This window comes from Streptomyces sp. ME19-01-6 (assembly GCF_033793745.1).
In the GTDB taxonomy this organism is placed as follows: domain Bacteria; phylum Actinomycetota; class Actinomycetes; order Streptomycetales; family Streptomycetaceae; genus Streptomyces.
This window is the reverse complement of record NZ_JARAXF010000005.1, coordinates 154,105-171,803: the sequence shown is the minus strand read 5'-3', so window position 1 is coordinate 171,803 and position 17,699 is coordinate 154,105. Positions and strand designations below refer to the sequence as shown.

Here is a 17,699-nt window from a genome sequence, read left to right as displayed (position 1 = left end):
GCTGATAAACTTGCTTGCGTGCATGCAATATATGCAGGTGTGCATTGAATCGGCAAGGGGTGTGGCACGACATGACGGACGACATGGCGGAAGAGAGGCGCGACACCATGGCCGACCAGGAACGCGGACCGCTGCTCGGGGAGTTGGCGGGCGTCTACCGCGGCTATCTCACCGCGGTCGTGCTGCACGGGCAGGCGGCGGCCGACGCCCTGGGGCAGAACCCCACCGACCTGTACGCCCTGAACGCGCTGGAGCTCGCGGGCCCGCTCACCACCGGCGTCCTGGCCGAGCGGATCGGCCTGTCGCAGAGCGCCACCACCCGCCTCGTCGACCGGCTGGAACGGGCGGGCTGGGTCCGCCGCGGCCCCGACCCGGCCGACCGGCGGCGGGTCGTGGTGGCCGCCGTGCCCGTACCCGAGGAGGAGGACGAGAAGGCGTTCGGCCCGGCCCGCCGCCGTATGGCCGAGGTCTTCGCCGGCTTCGGCGACGACGAACTGGGCATCCTGCGCCGCTACTTCGAACAGGCGGCGCCCGCCCTGCGCGCGGCGACGGCGGAGACGAAGGGCCTGGAGCCGGCCGAGCCCACTGACCGGCCCCACTGACCGGCCGCCTGGACCGCGCGGCCGGGACGACCGGCGCCGCCCGGCTGGTTGACCGACTGGCTAACCTGACCCGGTGACCACCGAGCTGACCCTGCTCACGCGCGTATCGTGCCGAGGCCGCGCGATCAACGGGCCCCGGCTGCGCGGCCTGCTCGCGCTCCTCGCGGGCGAGCCGCGCACCGGCTGCGGCACCGCCCGGCTGGTGGACGGGCTCTGGCCGGAAGACCGGCCGGAGAACCCGACCAAGGCGCTCCAGATCCTGGTCTCCCGCGCCCGCTCCCAGCTGGGCGCCGACGTGATCGCCAGCACCCCCACCGGCTACCGCCTCGCCCTGCCCGAGGACCAGGTCGACAGCTCCGCCGTCCTGCTCAGCGCGGCCGCGAGCGCGCGGCACGCGCGCGTCGGCGACCACGCCGCGGCGCTCGCGCACGCCGAGGCGGGCCTCGCGCTGTGGGAGGGCGCACCGGGGGGCGAGGCCGGCGGCGCGGCGCAGGGCGCGGCGGCCGGGGACCCGGTGGCCGCCCTGCGCGCGGAGCGCGCCACGACGTACCGGACGCTGGCCCGCGCCCGCGCGCTGTCCCTGTCCCGCCTCGGCCGCCGGGCCGAAGCGGCCGAGCCGCTGGCCGACCTGGCCCGCGAGCGGCCGCGGGACGAGGAGGTGCTGCTGGAGCTGTTGCGCTGCGAGGCGGCCACCCTCGGCCCGTCCGCGGCGCTGGCCAGGTACGACACATACCGCCGCGCGCTGCGCGACGAGCTCGGCACCGACCCCGGCCCCGCGCTCCAGGCCGTGCACGAGGAACTGCTGCGGGGCGAGGCGCCGGTGGTGCGCCACGGCATCCCGTACGAGCCCAACCCGCTGCTCGGCCGCGACGAGGACATCGCCGCGGTGGCGGGTCTGCTGGACGCCTCCCGGGTCGCCTCGGTCGTCGGCCCCGGCGGACTGGGCAAGACGCGCCTGGCACACGCGGTGAGCCGCCGGGCGGGGCAGCGCGCCGTGTACTTCGTCGGGCTCGCGGGCGTCACCTCCGAAGACGACGTGGTCAGGGAGGTCGCCTCGGCCCTCGGCGTCGGCGAGGCCCCGCACGCCTCGGTCGGCCATCTGGGCCTGCCGACGGATGTTCTCAGCGGCATCCTGGCCGCCCTCGGCTCCGGGCCCGTGCTGCTGGTGCTGGACAACTGCGAGCACGTCATCCGCGGCGCCGCCGAGCTGGTGCGCCATCTGGTGTCCTCCACCCGGGACCTGCGGGTGCTCACCACGAGCCGGGCGCCGCTGGGCCTCTCGTCGGAGGCCGTGTATCTGCTGCCGGAGCTGAGCCTGGCGACGACCGTCGAGCTGTTCGAGCAGCGGGCGCGGGCGGTACGGCCCGGCGCCGACCTGCCCGCCGGCGCGGTGGAGGAGCTGTGCCGCCACCTGGACGGGCTGCCGCTCGCGGTGGAGCTGGCGGCAGCGCGGGTGCGGGTCATGGCGGTCGCCGAGATCGCCCGCCGCCTGGAGGACCGGTTCACCCTGCTGCGCGGCGGCGCGCGGGACGCGCCGAGCCGCCACCGTACGCTGCACGCCGTCGTCGACTGGAGCTGGAACCTGCTGGACGCCGCCGGGCAGGCGGCGCTGCGGGCGCTGTCCGTGTTTCCCGGCGGATTCACGGCGGACGCCGTGCTCCACCTGTTGGATGACGACGGCGACGCCATCGAGGTGTTGGCGGACCTGGCCGACCAGTCGCTGCTGAAGGTGGCCGACACCCCGTCGGGGGCGCGCTTCCGGATGCTGGAGACCGTACGGGAGTTCAGCACCGCCCACCGGGAGGCGGCCGGCGAGACCGACCGCGTGATCGGCCGTTTCCTCGCGTGGTCCCGCGACTTCGGCACGGCCCACCACGAAAAGCCCCACACCCCCGACCCCTTCGCCGCCATCGACCGGATCCGGGCCGAGCAGGACAACCTCGTCCACGCCCTGCGGCACGGGCTGGCCCGGGACGACGGCGCGTCGGTCGCGGCGACGGCCGCCGTGCTCGCGAGCCTGTGGACCGTCGAAGGCAACTACACGCGCGTCGCCACGCTGGCCGCGGAGACCAGCCGTCTCCTGTCGCACTTCCGGCCCGAGCGGGGGTCCGACCCCGCGCTCGTCGAGGTCACCCGGACCGCCACGGCGCTGTTCACCGCGAACACCTTCACCGTTATCGGGCTGCACGCCGGCCGCCCGCTCGCCACCCTGCGCCGGCTGCCGCCCGCCCCGCCCGACACCCTCGCCCGCGCCGTCGCGACCGTCCTGGCCGCCGCGCCCGAGGTGCTGGGCCCGGACCCCGCCCCGCTGCGCGCGCTGTGCGACAGCGACGAGCCGCTGCTGGCGGGTGTCGCCAACGCCGTCGCGAGCTATGTCCTGGAGCGGGCGGGCGACGTGGACGGGGCGCTGCGGGCCGCCCGGGGGATGCTGGACGCGTTCCGGGGCCGAAGCCCTGGCTGGGTCCTGGTCCTCGCCCACTCCCGGATCGGGGAACTGTGCCTGCAGGCCGAACGGGGCGAGGAGGGCAGGCGCAATGGGGAGGAGGCGCTGCGGCTGCTGGAGGAGAGCGTGCCGTGGGGGGACGCATCCGGCCTCAGGGCGGCCCTGACCCTCGTCAATCTGCAACTCGGCGCCGTCGACGAGGCGGAGCGCTGGCTGCCGCTGACCACGCCGGACCGGGAGGAGGAGACGGTCGGCGTGCTCATCTTCGACTTCGGCATGCGGGCGGAGCTGCTGCTCGCGCGCGGGGACGCCGAGGCCGGCTGCCGCCAGTGGCGGCGGGCCGTCGAGGCGTCGGAGAGCGACGAGAACGCGCTCTACCGCACCGATCCGCCCGGCCTGGAGCCTTGGACCCTGGAGGTCGAGGCCGCCGCCGTGGTCGCCCACGCCCACCACGGCCGCCTCGACCTGATCGAGAAGACCGTCGGCCGACTTCCCCACAAGCTGTGGACAATGCTCAGCCACCCCGTCGAAAAGCCCCCGGCCTACCTGATGGACCTCCCGGTGTGCGGCGCGCTGCTGCTGGCCCTGGCCAGGGTGGAACTCGACCGCGCCGAGCGCACCGGGGACGAGGGGGCCCGTACGTCCGGCGCGCGGTTGATCGCCCTGGCCGAGCGGTTCCGCTTCCTGCGCGGGTTCCAGCCGACCATGTCCTCGGCCCGTGCCCGCCACGCGGCCGAACAGGCCGACAGGGCGGCGTACGCGGACGCGGTGTCCTCGTACGCCGCCCTGGGGCCGGATGAGCTGCGGGCCACGGCCCTGACGGCGATCGCGCCTCTGACGGCCGCTCGGCGGGAGTACGGCGGTCATGGCGGGCACCGCCGGGGCGCCTAACGTCCGGGCTCCCGCCTGAACACCGCCCGCGCCCAGAAGAATCCGACCAGAGTGAGCCCCACGCACCAGGCCACCGCGATGATGCCGCTGTTCCCGATCTCCGTGCCCATCAGCAGCCCCCGCAGCGTCTCGATGATCGGGGTGTAGGGCTGGTACTCGGCGAACCAGCGCAGCCCGGTCGGCATCGAGTCCGTGGGGACGATCGCACTGCCGAGGAAGGGCAGGAACTGCAGCGGCATGGGCGCGTTGCTCGCGGTCTCGGGGCTCCTGCACACCAGCCCCATGGCGGCCGACAGCCAGGTGAGCGCGATGGTGACCAGCGTCAGGAGGCCGAAGGTGGCAAGCCACTCGACGGCGGTGGCGTTCGGCCGGAACCCCATGAGCAGCGCGAGCCCGGTGACCAGCGCGATGGCGACCAGCGTCTGGAGCACGCAGCCGACGACATGCCCGACCAGCACCGACGACCGCGAGATCGCCATGGTGCGGAACCGGTTGATGATGCCCTCGGTCATGTCGACGGAGATGGCCACCGCCATCGCCAGCGATCCGGAGGTCGCCGCCATCAGAATGATTCCGGGGGCGGCGTAGTCGATGTAGTCCGTGTCGCCGGCCGATTCGCCCATCGGGCCGACACCGGTGCCCAGCGCGCCACCGAAGACGTAGACGAACAGCAGCAGCATGACGATCGGCATCGCGGCGACGGAGATCGTCATGGCGGGGTAGCGCAGCGCGTGCTTCAGGTTGCGCCGCAGCATCGTCATCGAGTCGCTGAGGGGGCGGGTCAGGGCGCTGCTCATCACGCGTTCACCTTCCGTGCGTCGGTCTGTGCGGTGGCGGGCTGGTCGATCGGGTTGCCGGTGAGGGCGAAGAAGACGTCGTCCAGGTCGGGGGTGTGTACGGACAGCTCCTCGGCCTCGACCGACTCGGCGTCCAGCCAGTCGAGCAGGGACCTCAGCTCGCGGACACTGCCGTCGCTCGGCACCTGCAGGGTGAGCGCTTCGTCGTCGCGCGACACCTCGCCGAAGGCGCGGGCGGCCCGTTCCAGATCGCCCGGCTCGGCGAACCGCAGCCGGACATGCCCCCCGGGAATCCGCCGCTTGAGCTCCTCCGCGGTCCCCTCCGCGACCAGCGTCCCGCCGTTGAGCACCGCGATCCGGTCGGCGAGCTGATCGGCCTCCTCCAGGTACTGCGTGGTCAGGAACACCGTGACGCCGCCCGCCACCAGGTCCCGGATCAGCTGCCACATGGTGTGCCGGCTCCGCGGGTCGAGGCCGGTGGTCGGCTCGTCGAGGAAGATGATGCGCGGCTCGCCGACCAGCGTCATCGCGATGTCGAGCCGCCGCCGCATCCCGCCCGAGTAGGTGGCGGGCGTCTTCTTGGCCGCCCCGACCAGGTCGAACCGCTCCAGCAACGCCGCGGCCCGCCGCCGCCCCTCGCGGCGGCCCAGGTGATGCAGGTCCGCCATCAGGAGCAGGTTCTCCTCGCCGGTGAGCAGATTGTCCACCGCCGAGAACTGCCCGGTCACCCCGATCGCCGCCCGTACCGCGTCGGGGTCCTTGGCCGGATCGTGCCCGGCGACACGGAACTCACCGCCGTCGGAGCGGATCAGCGTGGACAGGATCTGGACCATGGTGGTCTTGCCGGCGCCGTTGGGCCCGAGCAGCGAGAAGACCGTCCCCTCGGGGATGTCCAGATCGATGCCGTCGAGCACCACCTGCTCGCCGTACGACTTGCGCAGCCCGGTCGCCGTGATGGCCCCGGTGGATCGGGAAGTTGTCATGCCCCGAGGGTGGGGGCGGCCGGGTTCACGGCGGTTTCACGGCGGTTTCAGCACAGGCCCTGGCCCGTAGGTCCGAGCGCGACCCGTCAGCGACGCCGGCGGGCGTTGAGCCGGGCGGCCTGGCGCGTCAGGTAATCGCGCTCGGCGAGGCTGGGTGCCTTCTGGGCCGCCTCGGCGTACAGCCGTGCCGCCGTCGCCAGGTCGCCGTCGCGCTCGTGGAGGTACGCCGCCACCGCGGCGTGGCGGGGCAGGGAGTCGTTCAGCGCCGCGAGCGCCGCCAGCCCGGCGCGCGGTCCGTCGGCCTCGCCGACGGCCACCGCGCGGTTGAGCCGGACGACCGGGCTGTCGGTCAGGCGTACGAGCTCGTCGTACCACTCGACGATCTGCACCCAGTCGGTCTCCTCGGCGGTGGGCGCGTCGGCGTGGAGTGCCGCGATGGCGGCCTGGGCCTGGAACTCGCCCAGCCGGTCGCGGGCGAGGGCCGCCTGCAGGATCTCGACGCCCTCGGCGATCGACCCGGTGTCCCACCGGCCGCGGTCCTGCTCGGCGAGCGGCACCAGGCTGCCGTCGGGCGCGGTCCGGGTGGCGCGCCGGGCGTGGTGGAGCAGCATGAGGGCGAGCAGCCCCGCCACCTCGGGGTGGTCGATCGCGGCCGCGAGCTGCCGGGTGAGCCGGATGGACTCGGCGGCGAGGTCGACGTCGCCGGAGTAGCCCTCGTTGAAGACCAGGTAGAGGACGCGCAGCACGGTGGCCACGTCGCCGGGCTGGTCGAACCGCACGCCGGAGACGGTGCGCTTGGCCCGGCTGATGCGCTGCGCCATGGTCGCCTCGGGCACCAGGTAGGCCTGGGCGATCTGGCGGGTGGTGAGCCCGCCGACGGCGCGCAGGGTGAGCGCGACCGCGGACGACGGGGTCAGCGACGGGTGGGCGCACAGGAAGTAGAGCTGGAGCGTGTCGTCCGCGGCGGGCGTGGGGCCGGGCGCCGGCTCCTCGTCGACGAGGTCCTCACGCCGGCGGCGGGCGGCGTCCGCCCGGGTGGCGTCGAGGAACCGGCGCCAGGCCACGGTGACCAGCCAGCCCTTCGGGTCCCGCGGTTGGTCGGCCGGCCAGACGCGGACCGCCTCGACCAGCGCGTCCTGAACGGCGTCCTCGGCCGCCGCGAAGTCGGCTCCGCGGCGGACGAGGATCCCGAGCACGCTCGGCGTGAGGCTTCGGAGCAGGGCCTCGTTCATCGATGAGGGCACTCGGTGATGGTGGGCGGCGCGGCCAGGAACGGGCGCACCTCGAGCCATTCGTGGATCGGCTCCCCGCCCGCCCCGGGGGCGGCCGACAGCTCCCCGGCCAGCTCGACGGCGCGCTCGTAGCTGTCGACGTCGATCACCATCCAGCCGGCGATGAGGTCCTTGGTCTCGGCGAACGGGCCGTCGGTGACCGGCGGGCGCCCCTCGCCGTCGTACCGGACCCACGCCCCTTCGGGGGCGAGCGCCTGACCGCCGACGAACTCGCCGGTCTTCTCGAGCCGGGCAGCGAAGTCGTTCATGTACTGCATGTGTGCCGAGATCTCCTCCGGCGTCCACTGGTCCATCGGCACGTCGTTGACCGCAGCCGGAGCGCCGCGGTAGTGCTTGAGCAGCAGGTACTTGGCCATCGTGTTTCTCCTCGGTGCTGATGCGACCCATTGTGGTCGCGCTCACTACGGGGACGGAGCCGGTCGCGGGTTCTCGACATCGCCGGCCAAATTTTTTTGGGCTTCTGTAAATGAGCCGGGGTCTGTCCCCTGTCGCGTCTTTTGCCAAGTCTTGTGCACCCGTTTCCCGCCGCGTAGCCGACGGACGGGCGAGCGGTCATACGATCAGTCGGCCTCGGGTGGGGAACGGGTTTTCTGACCGCGTTCGTCCGTATGACGGGCGGTATCTGTGCTGCCGTTGTCCGGCCGCTTCTCCCTGTCCGGGTGCGAGACGACCCTCACTGACAGGAGACCTGAGTGTTCGCTGCCCAGAAGCGGGCGGGGCGGAGAAGACGGGCGCGAAGAGCGCTCCCCGCCGCTGCCGTCGCGGTTGCCGCCGGCCTCGCCGCCGCCCTTACCCTCGCGCCCGCCCACGCCGCGCTCGCCCGCACCGCGCCCACGCCGGTGACGGCGGGCGACGACGCGGCCCCCTCGCACAGCGAGCTCCTCACCCGTATCAAGGGCGCGCTCAAGGCGGACCAGCGGCAGGCGCCCACGCCGTCGAAGTCGTCGTCGAGCGCGGCACCCTCGGCGGACGCGACACCCTCGGCGGACGCCACCTCGCCGTCCGGCAGCGCCTCGCCGTCGAATACCGCCGACCCCAAGATCATCAGCGGTACCGAGACCACCATCACCATCGCCCCGTGGATGGCGCAGCTGTGGTACTCCGACGACAAGGGCACCGCCGACACCTCGGACGACATCGGCTTCTTCTGCGGCGGCACGGTCGTGGCGCCCACGAAGATCCTGACCGCGGCGCACTGCGTCAAGGGTTACGACTGGAACGCCAACGGCGCCGTCATCACCGGCACCGCCCAACAGCCGACGGACAACAGCGACGGCTCGGTCGACGTCCACGGGGGCACCGTCTCCGGGGTCTGGCGGCAGTGGAACCACCCGTCGTACAGCGCGACCACCATCGACAACGACATCGCGGTGCTGACGCTGCCCAGCCCCGTCACCGCCAAGCCCGCCCCCATCACCACCTCCAACGACACCGCGTCGTACGCGGCGGGCACCAACGCCACCCTCTACGGCTGGGGCCGCACCAGCTCCACCAGCCAGGACATCTCCGAGACGCTGCGCACCGCCACCCTGCCGATGGTCTCGGACACCACCTGCGCCACCACCTACGGCACCCAGTTCATCAAGGGCCACATGGTCTGCGCGGGTCAGCCGGCCACTGGCTCGGACACCGGCACCGTCGCCGCCTGCAACGGCGATTCGGGTGGCCCGCTGCTCGTCGGCGGCAAGGTCGTCGGCGTGGTCTCCTGGGGGGCGACCGACTGCGTGGCCGAGGGCTCGTACAGCGTGTTCACCAAGGTGAGCACGTACGTCGGGGCGGCCTACCCGCGCATCGACGACAGCAACCTGAACGGCGACGCCAGGGCCGACCTGTTCGTGCGCCGCGCCTCGGACAACACGGCCTACGAATACGACTCCAAGGGCACGTCGTTCGCCACGCGGGTCTCCTGGGGCTCGTACAGCGACAAGAACGTCGTCCTGCAGACCGACCTCAACCGGGACGGCTTCCAGGACCAGATCATCCGCCGCTCCTCCACCGGGGCGATCTACTGGCGCCACTGGGTCCCGGCCAGCGGCAGCTGGACCACCACCCTGGTCTTCGGCAACTGGTCCACCCGTACCAAGGTCGTCGCGCCCGGCGATGTGACCGGCGACCAGCTGCCCGACCTGCTGTCGGTGACCGCGAGCGGCACGCTCTACATCTACCCGGGCAAGGGCGACGGCACCTTCGCCTCCCCGGTCGCGGTCGGCACCGGCTGGAACCAGTACAACCGGCTGCTCGGCCACGGCGACTTCACCGGCGACGGCAAGCCCGACCTGATCGCCCGCAGCAGCAGCAACTCGTACGTCTACCTCTACCCGGGCACCGGCAAGTCCGGCTCCGGGGCGTTTGCCACCCGGATCCACGTCCGTACGTGGAGCCAGTACAACGCCTTCGACACGGTGGGCGACATCACCGGCGACGGCAGAGCCGACCTCGTCGCCCGCACCCCCGCCGGCACGCTCTACCTCTACCCGGGCACCGGCAAGGCCACGTCCGACCTCTTCGGCACGCCGGTCACGATCGGCACGGGCTGGCAGCAGTACAACCTCTTCGGCTGAACCGGTACACGAACGGGGCGGCGTACTCCGACGGGTGTCGGTGTACGCCGCCCTCGGGTGGGACGACTTGCGGGAGGCGGCCCGCGTTGTCATCGCGGCTATTTCGGGTCGTCGTTGAACTTCGAGGTCGACCAGCGGTAGCCGAGCACCGCGAGCCCCAGGCACCAGGCGATGGCGAGCCATCCGTTGTTGCCGATCTCGGTGCCGAGCAGCAGGCCGCGCAGGGTCTCGATGGCGGGCGTGAAGGGCTGGTATTCGGCGATCGGCCGGAACCAGCCCGGCATCGCGTCGACCGGGACGAAAGTGCTGGAGATGAGCGGCAGGAAGATCAGGGGCATGGCGTTGTTGCTCGCGGCCTCGGCGTTGGGGCTGATCAGGCCCATGCCGACCGCGATCCAGGTGAGCGCCGTGGCGAAGAGCACGAGCAGTCCGAACGCCGCCAGCCACTCCACGACGGTGGCATCGGTGGAGCGGAAGCCGATGGCCACGCCGACGGCGCCGACGAGCACCACGCTGACGATCGACTGCAGCACGCTGCCGACGACGTGCCCGACGAGCACCGAACCGCGGTGGATCGCCATCGTCCGGAAGCGGGCGATGATGCCCTCGGACATGTCGGTGGAGACGGAGACCGCCGTCCCGATCGTGGTGGAGCCGATGGTCATCAGCAGGAGGCCCGGGACGAGATACGCGACGTACTCCGAGCGATCGGCGCCACCGCCGCCGATGCCCGCGCTCATGGTGTCGCCGAAGATGTAGACGAAGAGCAGCAGCAGCATGATCGGCGTGAGCAGCAGGTTCAGGGTGAGCGACGGGTAGCGCCGGGCGTGCAGGAGGTTGCGGCGCAGCATCGTGGCCGAGTCGCGCAGGGCGAGAGAGATCCGGGTCGGGCGGGCGGGAGCCAGGGGGGAGCTCATCGGACGGTCTCCTTGGGCTGGTTGTTCTGGGTGGGCACGTCGGCGCTGCCGGTCAGGGCGAAGAAGACGTCGTCGAGGTCGGGGGTGTGCACGCTCAGTTCGTCGGCCTCGATGCCGGCCGCGTCGAGCCGGTCGAGGATGGAGCGCAGCTCGCGCTGGCTGCCGTCGCTGGGGATCTGGAGCGCGAGGGCCTCGTCGTCCCGGGTGCCCTCGTGCAGGGCGGAGGCGGCGCTCCGGTACGCGGCCGGGTTGGTGAAGCGGAGCCGGACGTGCCCGCCGGGGATGAGCCGCTTGAGTTCCCCGGCGCTGCCCTCGGCGGCGATCTTGCCGTCGTTGAGGACGGCGATGCGGTCGGCGAGTTCGTCGGCCTCCTCCAGGTACTGGGTGGTGAGGAAGACGGTGACGCCGCCCGTGACCAGCTCCCGGATGATCTGCCACATGTTGTGCCGGGAGCGTGGGTCGAGGCCGGTGGTCGGCTCGTCGAGGAAGATGATCCGCGGGCTGCCGACCAGGGTCATGGCGATGTCGAGGCGGCGCTTCATGCCGCCGGAGTAGGTGGAGGCCGGCTTCTTCGCGGCCTCCACGAGGTCGAAGCGCTCCAGCAGTTCGGCGGTGACCTGCCGTCCCTCGCGCTTGGAGAGGTGGTGCAGGTCCGCCATGAGGAGCATGTTCTCCTCACCGGTGATCAGCCCGTCGACGGCGGAGAACTGCCCGGTGACACCGATCGCGGCACGCACCGCCTGCGGATCGGCTGCCAGGTCGTGGCCGCCGACGCGGATCACGCCGTCATCGGCGCCGATCAGGGTGGACAGGATCTTGACGGCGGTGGTCTTGCCGGCGCCGTTCGGGCCGAGGAGGGAGAAGACCGTTCCTTCCGGGACGGCCAGGTCGACGCCGTCGAGGACGGCCTTGTCGCCGTAGGACTTGTGCAGCCCGTACGCCGCGATGGCCAAGTCGGTCATGGTGGGTGCTCCTGCTTGAGAGACGGCGGGCGGGGATCAGAGGCTGCGGGCGGTGATGTCGCCGTGGGAGGTGGTCGCGCGGATGTTCAGGTCGGCGGCGCCGTCGTTCTTGAGCGCGTTGTGAATCCGGCCGTGGCCGGTGCCGGCGTCCAGGGAGGCGGACACCCCGTGGGCGGTACCGACCGACACATCGCCCATCTGAGTGGTCAGTACGACCGTGCCGCGCATCGCCTCGGCGATGTGGATGTTGCCCCTTTGCGTGCTGATCTCCGCGGGGCCGCCCAGGCGGCCGACCGAGACATCACCGTCGGCGGCGGTGAGACGAATGCTCGCGGCCTCGTCGATCTTGGTCGCGCCGAGCGCGCCCTCGAAGACGACGTCACCGAGGCGTCCGACGGCCCGGAACTCGGCGGCGGCCGCCTTCGCCTCGACGCGGGAGCCGACGGGCAGCTGGACCGTCACCTCGATGGATCCGGAGGGGCCGAAGTACTGGTTCTTCGCCGCTGGGGCCGCGATCCGCAGGACGCCGTCGCCGTAGGCGACCTCGATCTGCTCCGCCGCCTTGACGTCGCGGCTCTTGGCGGCGTTCGCGGGCAGGACCTCGACCGTGGTGTCGGCGCGGTCGGCGGCGATGAACTGGATGCGTCCCGCGGGGATGTCGAGAACGGTGGTCACCGGGGCGGAGGTGTCGAACTTCTGCATCATGCTCTCCTGTGTTCGTTGCTGTTTCCGATGAGGGAAAAGCTACGTTGCATTCAGGAATCCAGCAACAGAATCGTTGCGCGCAATCGGCATTCATGCAGGTAGAAGCCGTGATTTCGTTGCAACGGTTCTGAAGGTAACGCAACATCGGCCACCTGCTCGTTGCAATGGGGTGGAAGTGAACGCTATGCTGGAGGCACCAGGGACCACGAAGGAGACCGCGATGCCGGGAGGCAGGCTCACTCAGCAGGAACGTCAGCAGATCGCACTGGGGCTGGCCGACGGCCTCGCCTACGCGGAGATCGCCAGACGCCTCGACCGCCCGACCTCGACGATCACGCGTGAGGTGATGCGTAACGGCGGCCCCACCGCCTACCGCGCCGACCTCGCCCACCGTGCCACCGAACACCGCACCCACCGCCGCCGACAGGTCACACCCCGAGGGCCGCAGACACCCGAACTGGCCCACGGGCGCGACGCCGAGGCCGTGCGCGAGTACGAGGAGACGTTCACCACCGTCCTCATGCAGGCGGGCACGCCCAAGATGATGGCCCGGGTGCTGGCCAGCCTCTACACCAGCGACGCGGGCAGCCTCACCGCGGCCGAACTCGTCCAACGCCTCCAGGTCAGCCCGGCGTCCATCTCCAAAGCCATCGCGTTCCTCGAGAGCCAGGGCCTCGTGCTCCGTGAACGTGACGAACGCCGCCGTGAGCGCTACATCGCCGACGAAGACGTCTGGTACCAGTCCATGATCGCCAGCGCCCGCGGCACCATCCAGCTCGCCGAAGTCGCACGACAGGGTGTGGGTGTCCTCGGCCCCCACACCCCGGCCGCCACCCGCCTCGAGAACATCGCCCGCTTCCTCGACTTCGTCTCCGAGAGCATCACCCGCGCCGCGGACCAGGCCCGCGAAGTCCTCCACACGAAACCCGAAACGACCTCAGACGGCACTGCCGAGCCAAATTCGGACCGCGGATAGACAGCCGCCGAGATGAGCAGGGAAGACGGGGAAGACAAGACCGAGACAGCCTGCCGGATCTGCGGGTATGACGACGGCGAGCCGGTGTTCGACGAGTACGGCGTCCCGCAGTACGTCATCTGCCCTTGCTGCTACAACGAGTCCGGCATTGGCGATGACAACATCTCGCAGGTCCGTGAGGTGCGCGGCTACTGGGTCGCCGGCGGCGCCCCATGGCACGAGCCGAAGCTGCGGCCGGCTGACTGGGATCTGCTGAAGCAGCTCGCCAACATCCCGCCCGAGTGGCGCTGACCGTCGTGAGGCGGCTCGGCCCAGGGGATCCCGCGATCGGTGCCGACGTCGGAGGGCGGCCAGCAGGCGGGACAGGTACTCGACGACGTGGCGCGGAACGTCGAGCGCGGCAGCATAGCGGGCGCGGCGATTCCGCGGCCGCGGCGTTCGGCCCGCCAGGCGGTCACGACCGGTTCGACCAATGCCGCCCGGGGTTCATGAGCTCGGCCAGGTTGCTCGGCGCGGTGTCGTCCCCGGCGCCGACAAGCCGACGGAACAGAGCGACGGCTCTTTCGGGATCATATTTGGCGATGCTGCGCCCGACTTGATTAAGCGATTCGCTACCTCCGTCGAGCAGGGCCTGGCGAAAGAGCGTCATGGCCGCTTCGGAATCGCCGCGTTCCTCCAGAATGTCGGCGAGGTTCGCCAGAGCGTCGGCGTGGCCCGCTTCGGCTGCCCGACGGTAGAGCGGTTCCGCCTCTTCGAGGTCCCCTCGCTCGTCGAGTCGCGCCGCGAGCTCGAAGGCTGCCTGGAGATTTCCCGCTTCAGAGGCCTGACGGTAGACCTCATCCACTTCTTCCTCTTCGGAGAGCGCTTCGAGCACGCTCACCAGGTTGTTGCACGCGTCTTCATCTCCGCGGTCCCTATCGAATACCCGCCACAACAGCTCCACCGACTCTCCGTCCGGCAGCTGCACATCCGTGGAGAGGAGCACGGCCAGATCGGTCAGTATGTCCGCGTCGTCGGGGTTGGTTTCCAGGATTCGTCGGTAGGTCTCCTCGAGTTCGCCGCGGAGCGGATCCAATATGTCGTAGTCGGCGTCGGCTTTGAGAGCGGCGTGGTACGCCCGCTCCAGCCTCAGGGCCCTGGCCTCGTCCGTTTCCTGACTCACGCTGCTTCCTCCGGCGTCGCACTCGAGTTCAAAATTGCGGCGAACCCTACCCTTGAGTCATTTTCAAAGCTGGCTACGCTGTGTGATCGCGTGGAGGGCCTGTGCCCGCACTGCCATCTTGGCCGACCGGGCCGCTGTGGTCATGCGCCCGGACCTTCAGATCCACCGCACGCTGCCGCATCACACCATGTAGCACACGATGAGCACAGCCACCGAGAAGGCCAGCATGCCCAGGCAGTTGAGCCAGAACTCCTGCTTGAGGAACCGCGCCCGGAAGTGCGCATACGCCGCACATATGAAGTACCCGATGACGGCGACGTTCGTGGTGAACGCGACACCGGGGTACTTGAGGCCGACTGCCAGTCCAGCCGCCGCCAGGAGCTTGATCACGACGAGGATCCACCACCAGTCTCGCGGCAGCCGGACCCCGTCGAGACACCGCCGGATGAAGCCCGGCGGCCGCAACGACATCACGGCGTCGCCGAACAGGACGAGCGCCAGCAGTGCCGTGAGCCACCAGTAATGGGGTGTGTCGGTCATTTGTCTCCTCCTTCACGGGCGATCACGACTTCGATCACCTCATGGAGCTGCTCGATCGCGTCGTGCTCACTGATGGCACCGTTGGACACGGTCATGAGGATGCCGAGATACGAGAAGTAGCTGACGCGCGCCCCACGACCGGCATCGACTCCGGACAGACCCGCTCGCGCGAGCACTCCATCGATCTCGGCGATTAGAGACAGCGCGAGGTTCTGGAAGATCGCCGACTCGCGTTCTCCTCGCACGATGATTGCCGCGTACTCGCGCGAGAGTTCCGCGTCGCGTGCGAAGTAGCGGATGAAAGGCTCGAAGAGAGCCATGACCGCGTCTACCGCGACGTCCGCGGTCAGCGGGCCGGAAGCTGGTCCGTCGGCACCTTTTCTCTCTTGGTGTACGGCATCGATCCAGCGGTCGAAGATGGCGACCAGGAGAGCGTCCTTGTCGCCGACCGACATCACAGTCCCGGTGCTGACTGCCGCATCGGCAGCGATCTGACGGACCGTTGTGTCACCGAATCCTTGCTCGCGGAACAGCCGCTCGGCTGCAGCCAGCACCTTCTGTCGCGTCGCCTCCCGCTTCGCGGCGCGAGACTGAACAGGTTCAGTGAACATGTTCAGGAAGCTACGTGGTCGAATCCCTGGGAGCAACACCCTTCGGAAGCCTGATCTCCGTTCTTGCCGAAGATCTGGGCGATAATCGGCGGGAAGTGAGAACCCTGGGGGAAGTGGAAGGGCCTGTGAACGTACATCTGTTGGGGACAGGTTCCGGGGACGGGTGGCCCAATCCATGGTGCGTCTGCCGGTCTTGCCAGTGGGCACGGCAGACTCCCGGAGCTTCCCGCGGGCAGACGAGCGTCCTGGTGGACCGCACACTGCTGATCGACACCGGAAGCGCTCGGCGCGCGGGAGTCCCCTTGGACATGGTGCGGACCGTGCTCTTCACACACGCTCATCCCGACCACGCCGATCCCCAGCCGCTGCTGTGGAGGCAGGCTGCCCAGGCACGCCAGGGCGTGGTCGGCCCGCTGGAGATCGCCGGCCCTCCCGCGGCGCTCGAGGTGTGCCGCGACTGGGTCGCTCCCGGCGACCCCGTCACCTGGACACCGCTTCTGGCCGGTCAGGAACGGCGGCTGGCCAGCGGTCACCAGGTGCGCGCGCTGGCCGCCAGACACTGGAGCCATGACCCGCACGTCGGCCCGGCCCTGCTGTACGACATCGACCAACGTCTCCTGGCCGCTTGGGACACCGGGGCACCGCTGCCGCCTGCCGACCACCCCACCTACGAATTCATCCTGCTCGACTGCAATGACGGCCTGCTGCCCGGCTTCAGCGAGCACCACAACCTTGATGCCTTCGCCCGCACCATCAGTGAACTGCGCGTCCAGCAGGCCATCGACGACCGCACCCAGATCGTCGCCGTCTCGCTGGGGTGCGCCAACCCACCGGGACCCGAACTCGACGGCATTCTCGCCCGCATGGGCGCGACAGCGCCGTTCGACGGGACGTTGCTCACCTCCAGCCCACTGGGCAAGCCGAAAGACACCGGGGAGTAATCGTTGGACACGGAAGCACTGCTCGGCCTGGCCCAAGGCCACCACGAACGCACCGCTCGGCCCTTGGGCACCCGGGAGGTCAGCGGGCACCTCGTCAAGGTGTACGCACTTCAGGCGCCCGACCGCACCGTAACGGAACAGGACACGGCTGCCGCCCTGCGGATCGCCGCGGCGCACCTGGAGCTGGGCGGCACCCGCGGGTCCCTCGGTCTGGCTGTCCTGATCGTGCACGCCGGTGGCGACGGCGACTATGTCCTCGTCCACAGCTGGATCGAGGGGTACATGTCCGACCTGGCTGTCTTCGCCGGACCAGTTGGGCAGCCCGGACAGCTCCGCCCGGGCCGAGTCGGCCTGGCTCCCTGCGTCTGGGAAGCGGCCGTCCTGGCCCACGAACGCGATGCGTTCTCCCGGCACATCCTGGACGGCAGCGGCCCGATCCCCGACCGGCTGGCCGCCTGGAGCGCGGACACCATGACAGGAGGCATCCGGTGAACGGCACCCCGACCGTGCGGAACGCACGCCCGGGCGATCTCCCGCGGGTCGCCGAACTGGCCGCCGAACACGCCGTCTACGAACGAGCCGCGCCCCCTGTGCCCGACCTCGTGCAGCGGCTGGAGACGCTCCTCTTCTCCGACCCGGCACCACGGCTGCGCTGCCTGGTGGCGGAGGTGCCCGGCGGGGAGGTCGTCGGCTACGCCACCTGCGCGCCCGAACTCTCCACCTGGCAGGGTGGCGAATACCTCCACCTGGACTGCCTCTTCCTCAGCCCTGCTCACCGGAGTTCGGGGATCGGCGTGCTCCTCATGGACGCCGTGACGGCCGAGGCGAGGCGCCTCGGCCTCACCGAGATCCAGTGGCAGACCCCCGAATGGAACGCGGGGGCCGCACGCTTCTACGACCGCCTCGGCGCACAGGCCAAGGCCAAACTCCGCTACGGCCTGACCGTCCCCAGGGGATGATGCCGGACTCTTCAGAAGAGGGATCAGGCCGCCAACTCAATGACTGCGCGAAGAACTCAGTTCGAGTGCCGGCGACCGTCCCGGACCCACGTCACCACAACCAGAGCTGCGGTGACGTACATCAGGACGCTGAAGGTGGCCACTGATTCGACGTACTGCTCGTAGCCGGTCGCGCGCAGTTGAAGCGCCAGGGAACCAAGCGCAGTCCCAAGCGCCGCGGTAGCGCCGGCCATGGCGACGAACGGGGCCTTCGTCATGGGTGCTTCCTCCAAGCCGCGAGACGATTGATCAATACCGAGACTACATGCAAGGTGACGTCACCGCGGAAGCGGTTGTGGACGGTCGACCATGCGCCAA

General features: G+C 70.6%; 19 protein-coding genes. 8 read left to right on the top strand and 11 right to left on the bottom strand.

The annotated features are described in order from the left end of the window. Positions 1-71: 71 nt before the first annotated feature. Positions 72-602, top strand: coding sequence for a MarR family winged helix-turn-helix transcriptional regulator (locus PV419_RS14170; protein ID WP_319688530.1), 531 nt, complete (start codon positions 72-74; stop codon positions 600-602). A gap of 73 nt (positions 603-675) precedes the next feature. Next, the gene (locus tag PV419_RS14165) at positions 676-3,936 is read left to right on the top strand and encodes an ATP-binding protein (protein ID WP_319688528.1); all 3,261 of its coding nucleotides are present in this window, start codon (positions 676-678) and stop codon (positions 3,934-3,936) included. Here PV419_RS14165 and PV419_RS14160 read toward each other — a convergent pair. From PV419_RS14160 to PV419_RS14145, 4 genes are all read right to left on the bottom strand, one after another. Next, positions 3,933-4,733: an ABC transporter permease gene (locus PV419_RS14160; protein ID WP_319688526.1), complete on the bottom strand. Its 801-nt coding sequence runs from the start codon at positions 4,731-4,733 to the stop codon at positions 3,933-3,935. The genes PV419_RS14165 and PV419_RS14160 overlap by 4 nt on opposite strands. Beyond that, on the bottom strand, positions 4,733-5,716 hold the full coding sequence (locus PV419_RS14155) for an ATP-binding cassette domain-containing protein (protein WP_319688524.1): 984 nt from the start codon (positions 5,714-5,716) through the stop codon (positions 4,733-4,735). Before PV419_RS14155 ends, PV419_RS14160 begins: the two co-directional genes overlap by 1 nt. Before the next feature lie 86 nt (positions 5,717-5,802). Continuing rightward, positions 5,803-6,948 (bottom strand): RNA polymerase sigma factor, encoded by a 1,146-nt coding sequence (locus PV419_RS14150; protein ID WP_319689062.1) that lies wholly within the window; start codon positions 6,946-6,948, stop codon positions 5,803-5,805. After that, complete coding sequence (locus PV419_RS14145) at positions 6,945-7,364, bottom strand: YciI family protein (RefSeq protein WP_319688522.1); 420 nt, start codon at positions 7,362-7,364, stop codon at positions 6,945-6,947. The genes PV419_RS14150 and PV419_RS14145 overlap by 4 nt, the downstream gene beginning before the upstream one ends. A gap of 336 nt (positions 7,365-7,700) precedes the next feature. Between PV419_RS14145 and PV419_RS14140 the strand changes: the two genes are divergently transcribed. Next, positions 7,701-9,569 (top strand): trypsin-like serine protease, encoded by a 1,869-nt coding sequence (locus tag PV419_RS14140; RefSeq protein WP_319688521.1) that lies wholly within the window; start codon positions 7,701-7,703, stop codon positions 9,567-9,569. Between the two features lie 98 nt (positions 9,570-9,667). Here the strand turns inward: PV419_RS14140 and PV419_RS14135 are convergent, their stop codons facing one another. The 3 genes from PV419_RS14135 to PV419_RS14125 are packed head-to-tail and all read right to left on the bottom strand — an operon-like array spanning position 9,668 to position 12,150. Continuing rightward, positions 9,668-10,486, bottom strand: a complete 819-nt coding sequence (locus tag PV419_RS14135) for an ABC transporter permease (protein ID WP_319688519.1) — start codon at positions 10,484-10,486, stop codon at positions 9,668-9,670. Further along, on the bottom strand, positions 10,483-11,448 hold the full coding sequence (locus PV419_RS14130; protein ID WP_319688517.1) for an ATP-binding cassette domain-containing protein: 966 nt from the start codon (positions 11,446-11,448) through the stop codon (positions 10,483-10,485). Before PV419_RS14130 ends, PV419_RS14135 begins: the two co-directional genes overlap by 4 nt. A 36-nt stretch (positions 11,449-11,484) precedes the next feature. Further along, positions 11,485-12,150, bottom strand: a complete 666-nt coding sequence (locus PV419_RS14125) for a DUF4097 family beta strand repeat-containing protein (RefSeq protein WP_319689060.1) — start codon at positions 12,148-12,150, stop codon at positions 11,485-11,487. Between the two features lie 223 nt (positions 12,151-12,373). Between PV419_RS14125 and PV419_RS14120 the strand changes: the two genes are divergently transcribed. Together PV419_RS14120 and PV419_RS14115 are read left to right on the top strand one after the other, a co-directional pair. Beyond that, positions 12,374-13,129, top strand: coding sequence for a GbsR/MarR family transcriptional regulator (locus tag PV419_RS14120; RefSeq protein WP_319688515.1), 756 nt, complete (start codon positions 12,374-12,376; stop codon positions 13,127-13,129). Positions 13,130-13,141: 12 nt separating this feature from the next. Further along, positions 13,142-13,420 carry a hypothetical protein gene (locus PV419_RS14115; RefSeq protein WP_319688514.1) on the top strand — a complete coding sequence of 93 codons (279 nt, stop codon included), beginning with the start codon at positions 13,142-13,144 and terminating at the stop codon, positions 13,418-13,420. A gap of 163 nt (positions 13,421-13,583) precedes the next feature. Here PV419_RS14115 and PV419_RS14110 read toward each other — a convergent pair whose 3' ends face one another. The 3 genes from PV419_RS14110 to PV419_RS14100 form a co-directional block, all read right to left on the bottom strand. Next, positions 13,584-14,291: a tetratricopeptide repeat protein gene (locus PV419_RS14110; RefSeq protein WP_319688513.1), complete on the bottom strand. Its 708-nt coding sequence runs from the start codon at positions 14,289-14,291 to the stop codon at positions 13,584-13,586. A 180-nt stretch (positions 14,292-14,471) separates the two neighbouring features. Beyond that, complete coding sequence (locus tag PV419_RS14105) at positions 14,472-14,831, bottom strand: DoxX family protein (protein WP_319688511.1); 360 nt, start codon at positions 14,829-14,831, stop codon at positions 14,472-14,474. After that, positions 14,828-15,442, bottom strand: coding sequence for a TetR/AcrR family transcriptional regulator (locus tag PV419_RS14100; RefSeq protein ID WP_319688509.1), 615 nt, complete (start codon positions 15,440-15,442; stop codon positions 14,828-14,830). Before PV419_RS14100 ends, PV419_RS14105 begins: the two co-directional genes overlap by 4 nt. 248 nt (positions 15,443-15,690) lie before the next feature. Between PV419_RS14100 and PV419_RS14095 the strand changes: the two genes are divergently transcribed. The 3 genes from PV419_RS14095 to PV419_RS14085 are packed head-to-tail and all read left to right on the top strand — an operon-like array spanning position 15,691 to position 17,342. Continuing rightward, complete coding sequence (locus tag PV419_RS14095; protein WP_319688507.1) at positions 15,691-16,383, top strand: MBL fold metallo-hydrolase; 693 nt, start codon at positions 15,691-15,693, stop codon at positions 16,381-16,383. Positions 16,384-16,386: 3 nt separating this feature from the next. Next, positions 16,387-16,875 (top strand): hypothetical protein, encoded by a 489-nt coding sequence (locus PV419_RS14090; RefSeq protein WP_319688505.1) that lies wholly within the window; start codon positions 16,387-16,389, stop codon positions 16,873-16,875. Then, positions 16,872-17,342: a GNAT family N-acetyltransferase gene (locus PV419_RS14085; RefSeq protein WP_319688503.1), complete on the top strand. Its 471-nt coding sequence runs from the start codon at positions 16,872-16,874 to the stop codon at positions 17,340-17,342. Before PV419_RS14090 ends, PV419_RS14085 begins: the two co-directional genes overlap by 4 nt. A gap of 56 nt (positions 17,343-17,398) precedes the next feature. Here the strand turns inward: PV419_RS14085 and PV419_RS14080 are convergent, their stop codons facing one another. Continuing rightward, the gene (locus tag PV419_RS14080; RefSeq protein ID WP_319688500.1) at positions 17,399-17,599 is read right to left on the bottom strand and encodes an SCO3870 family protein; all 201 of its coding nucleotides are present in this window, start codon (positions 17,597-17,599) and stop codon (positions 17,399-17,401) included. Positions 17,600-17,699 lie beyond the last annotated feature (100 nt).

Bases quoted from the DNA above. Each gene is read 5' to 3' on its own strand.
- PV419_RS14170 (WP_319688530.1), top strand. From the start codon at position 72: ATGACGGACGACATGGCGGAAGAGAGGCGCGACACCATGGCCGACCAG.
- PV419_RS14160 (WP_319688526.1), bottom strand. From the start codon at position 4,733: ATGAGCAGCGCCCTGACCCGCCCCCTCAGCGACTCGATGACGATGCTG.
- PV419_RS14155 (WP_319688524.1), bottom strand. From the start codon at position 5,716: ATGACAACTTCCCGATCCACCGGGGCCATCACGGCGACCGGGCTGCGC.
- PV419_RS14150 (WP_319689062.1), bottom strand. From the start codon at position 6,948: ATGAACGAGGCCCTGCTCCGAAGCCTCACGCCGAGCGTGCTCGGGATC.
- PV419_RS14145 (WP_319688522.1), bottom strand. From the start codon at position 7,364: ATGGCCAAGTACCTGCTGCTCAAGCACTACCGCGGCGCTCCGGCTGCG.
- PV419_RS14135 (WP_319688519.1), bottom strand. From the start codon at position 10,486: ATGAGCTCCCCCCTGGCTCCCGCCCGCCCGACCCGGATCTCTCTCGCC.
- PV419_RS14130 (WP_319688517.1), bottom strand. From the start codon at position 11,448: ATGACCGACTTGGCCATCGCGGCGTACGGGCTGCACAAGTCCTACGGC.
- PV419_RS14125 (WP_319689060.1), bottom strand. From the start codon at position 12,150: ATGCAGAAGTTCGACACCTCCGCCCCGGTGACCACCGTTCTCGACATC.
- PV419_RS14120 (WP_319688515.1), top strand. From the start codon at position 12,374: ATGCCGGGAGGCAGGCTCACTCAGCAGGAACGTCAGCAGATCGCACTG.
- PV419_RS14115 (WP_319688514.1), top strand. From the start codon at position 13,142: ATGAGCAGGGAAGACGGGGAAGACAAGACCGAGACAGCCTGCCGGATC.
- PV419_RS14105 (WP_319688511.1), bottom strand. From the start codon at position 14,831: ATGACCGACACACCCCATTACTGGTGGCTCACGGCACTGCTGGCGCTC.
- PV419_RS14100 (WP_319688509.1), bottom strand. From the start codon at position 15,442: ATGTTCACTGAACCTGTTCAGTCTCGCGCCGCGAAGCGGGAGGCGACG.
- PV419_RS14080 (WP_319688500.1), bottom strand. From the start codon at position 17,599: ATGACGAAGGCCCCGTTCGTCGCCATGGCCGGCGCTACCGCGGCGCTT.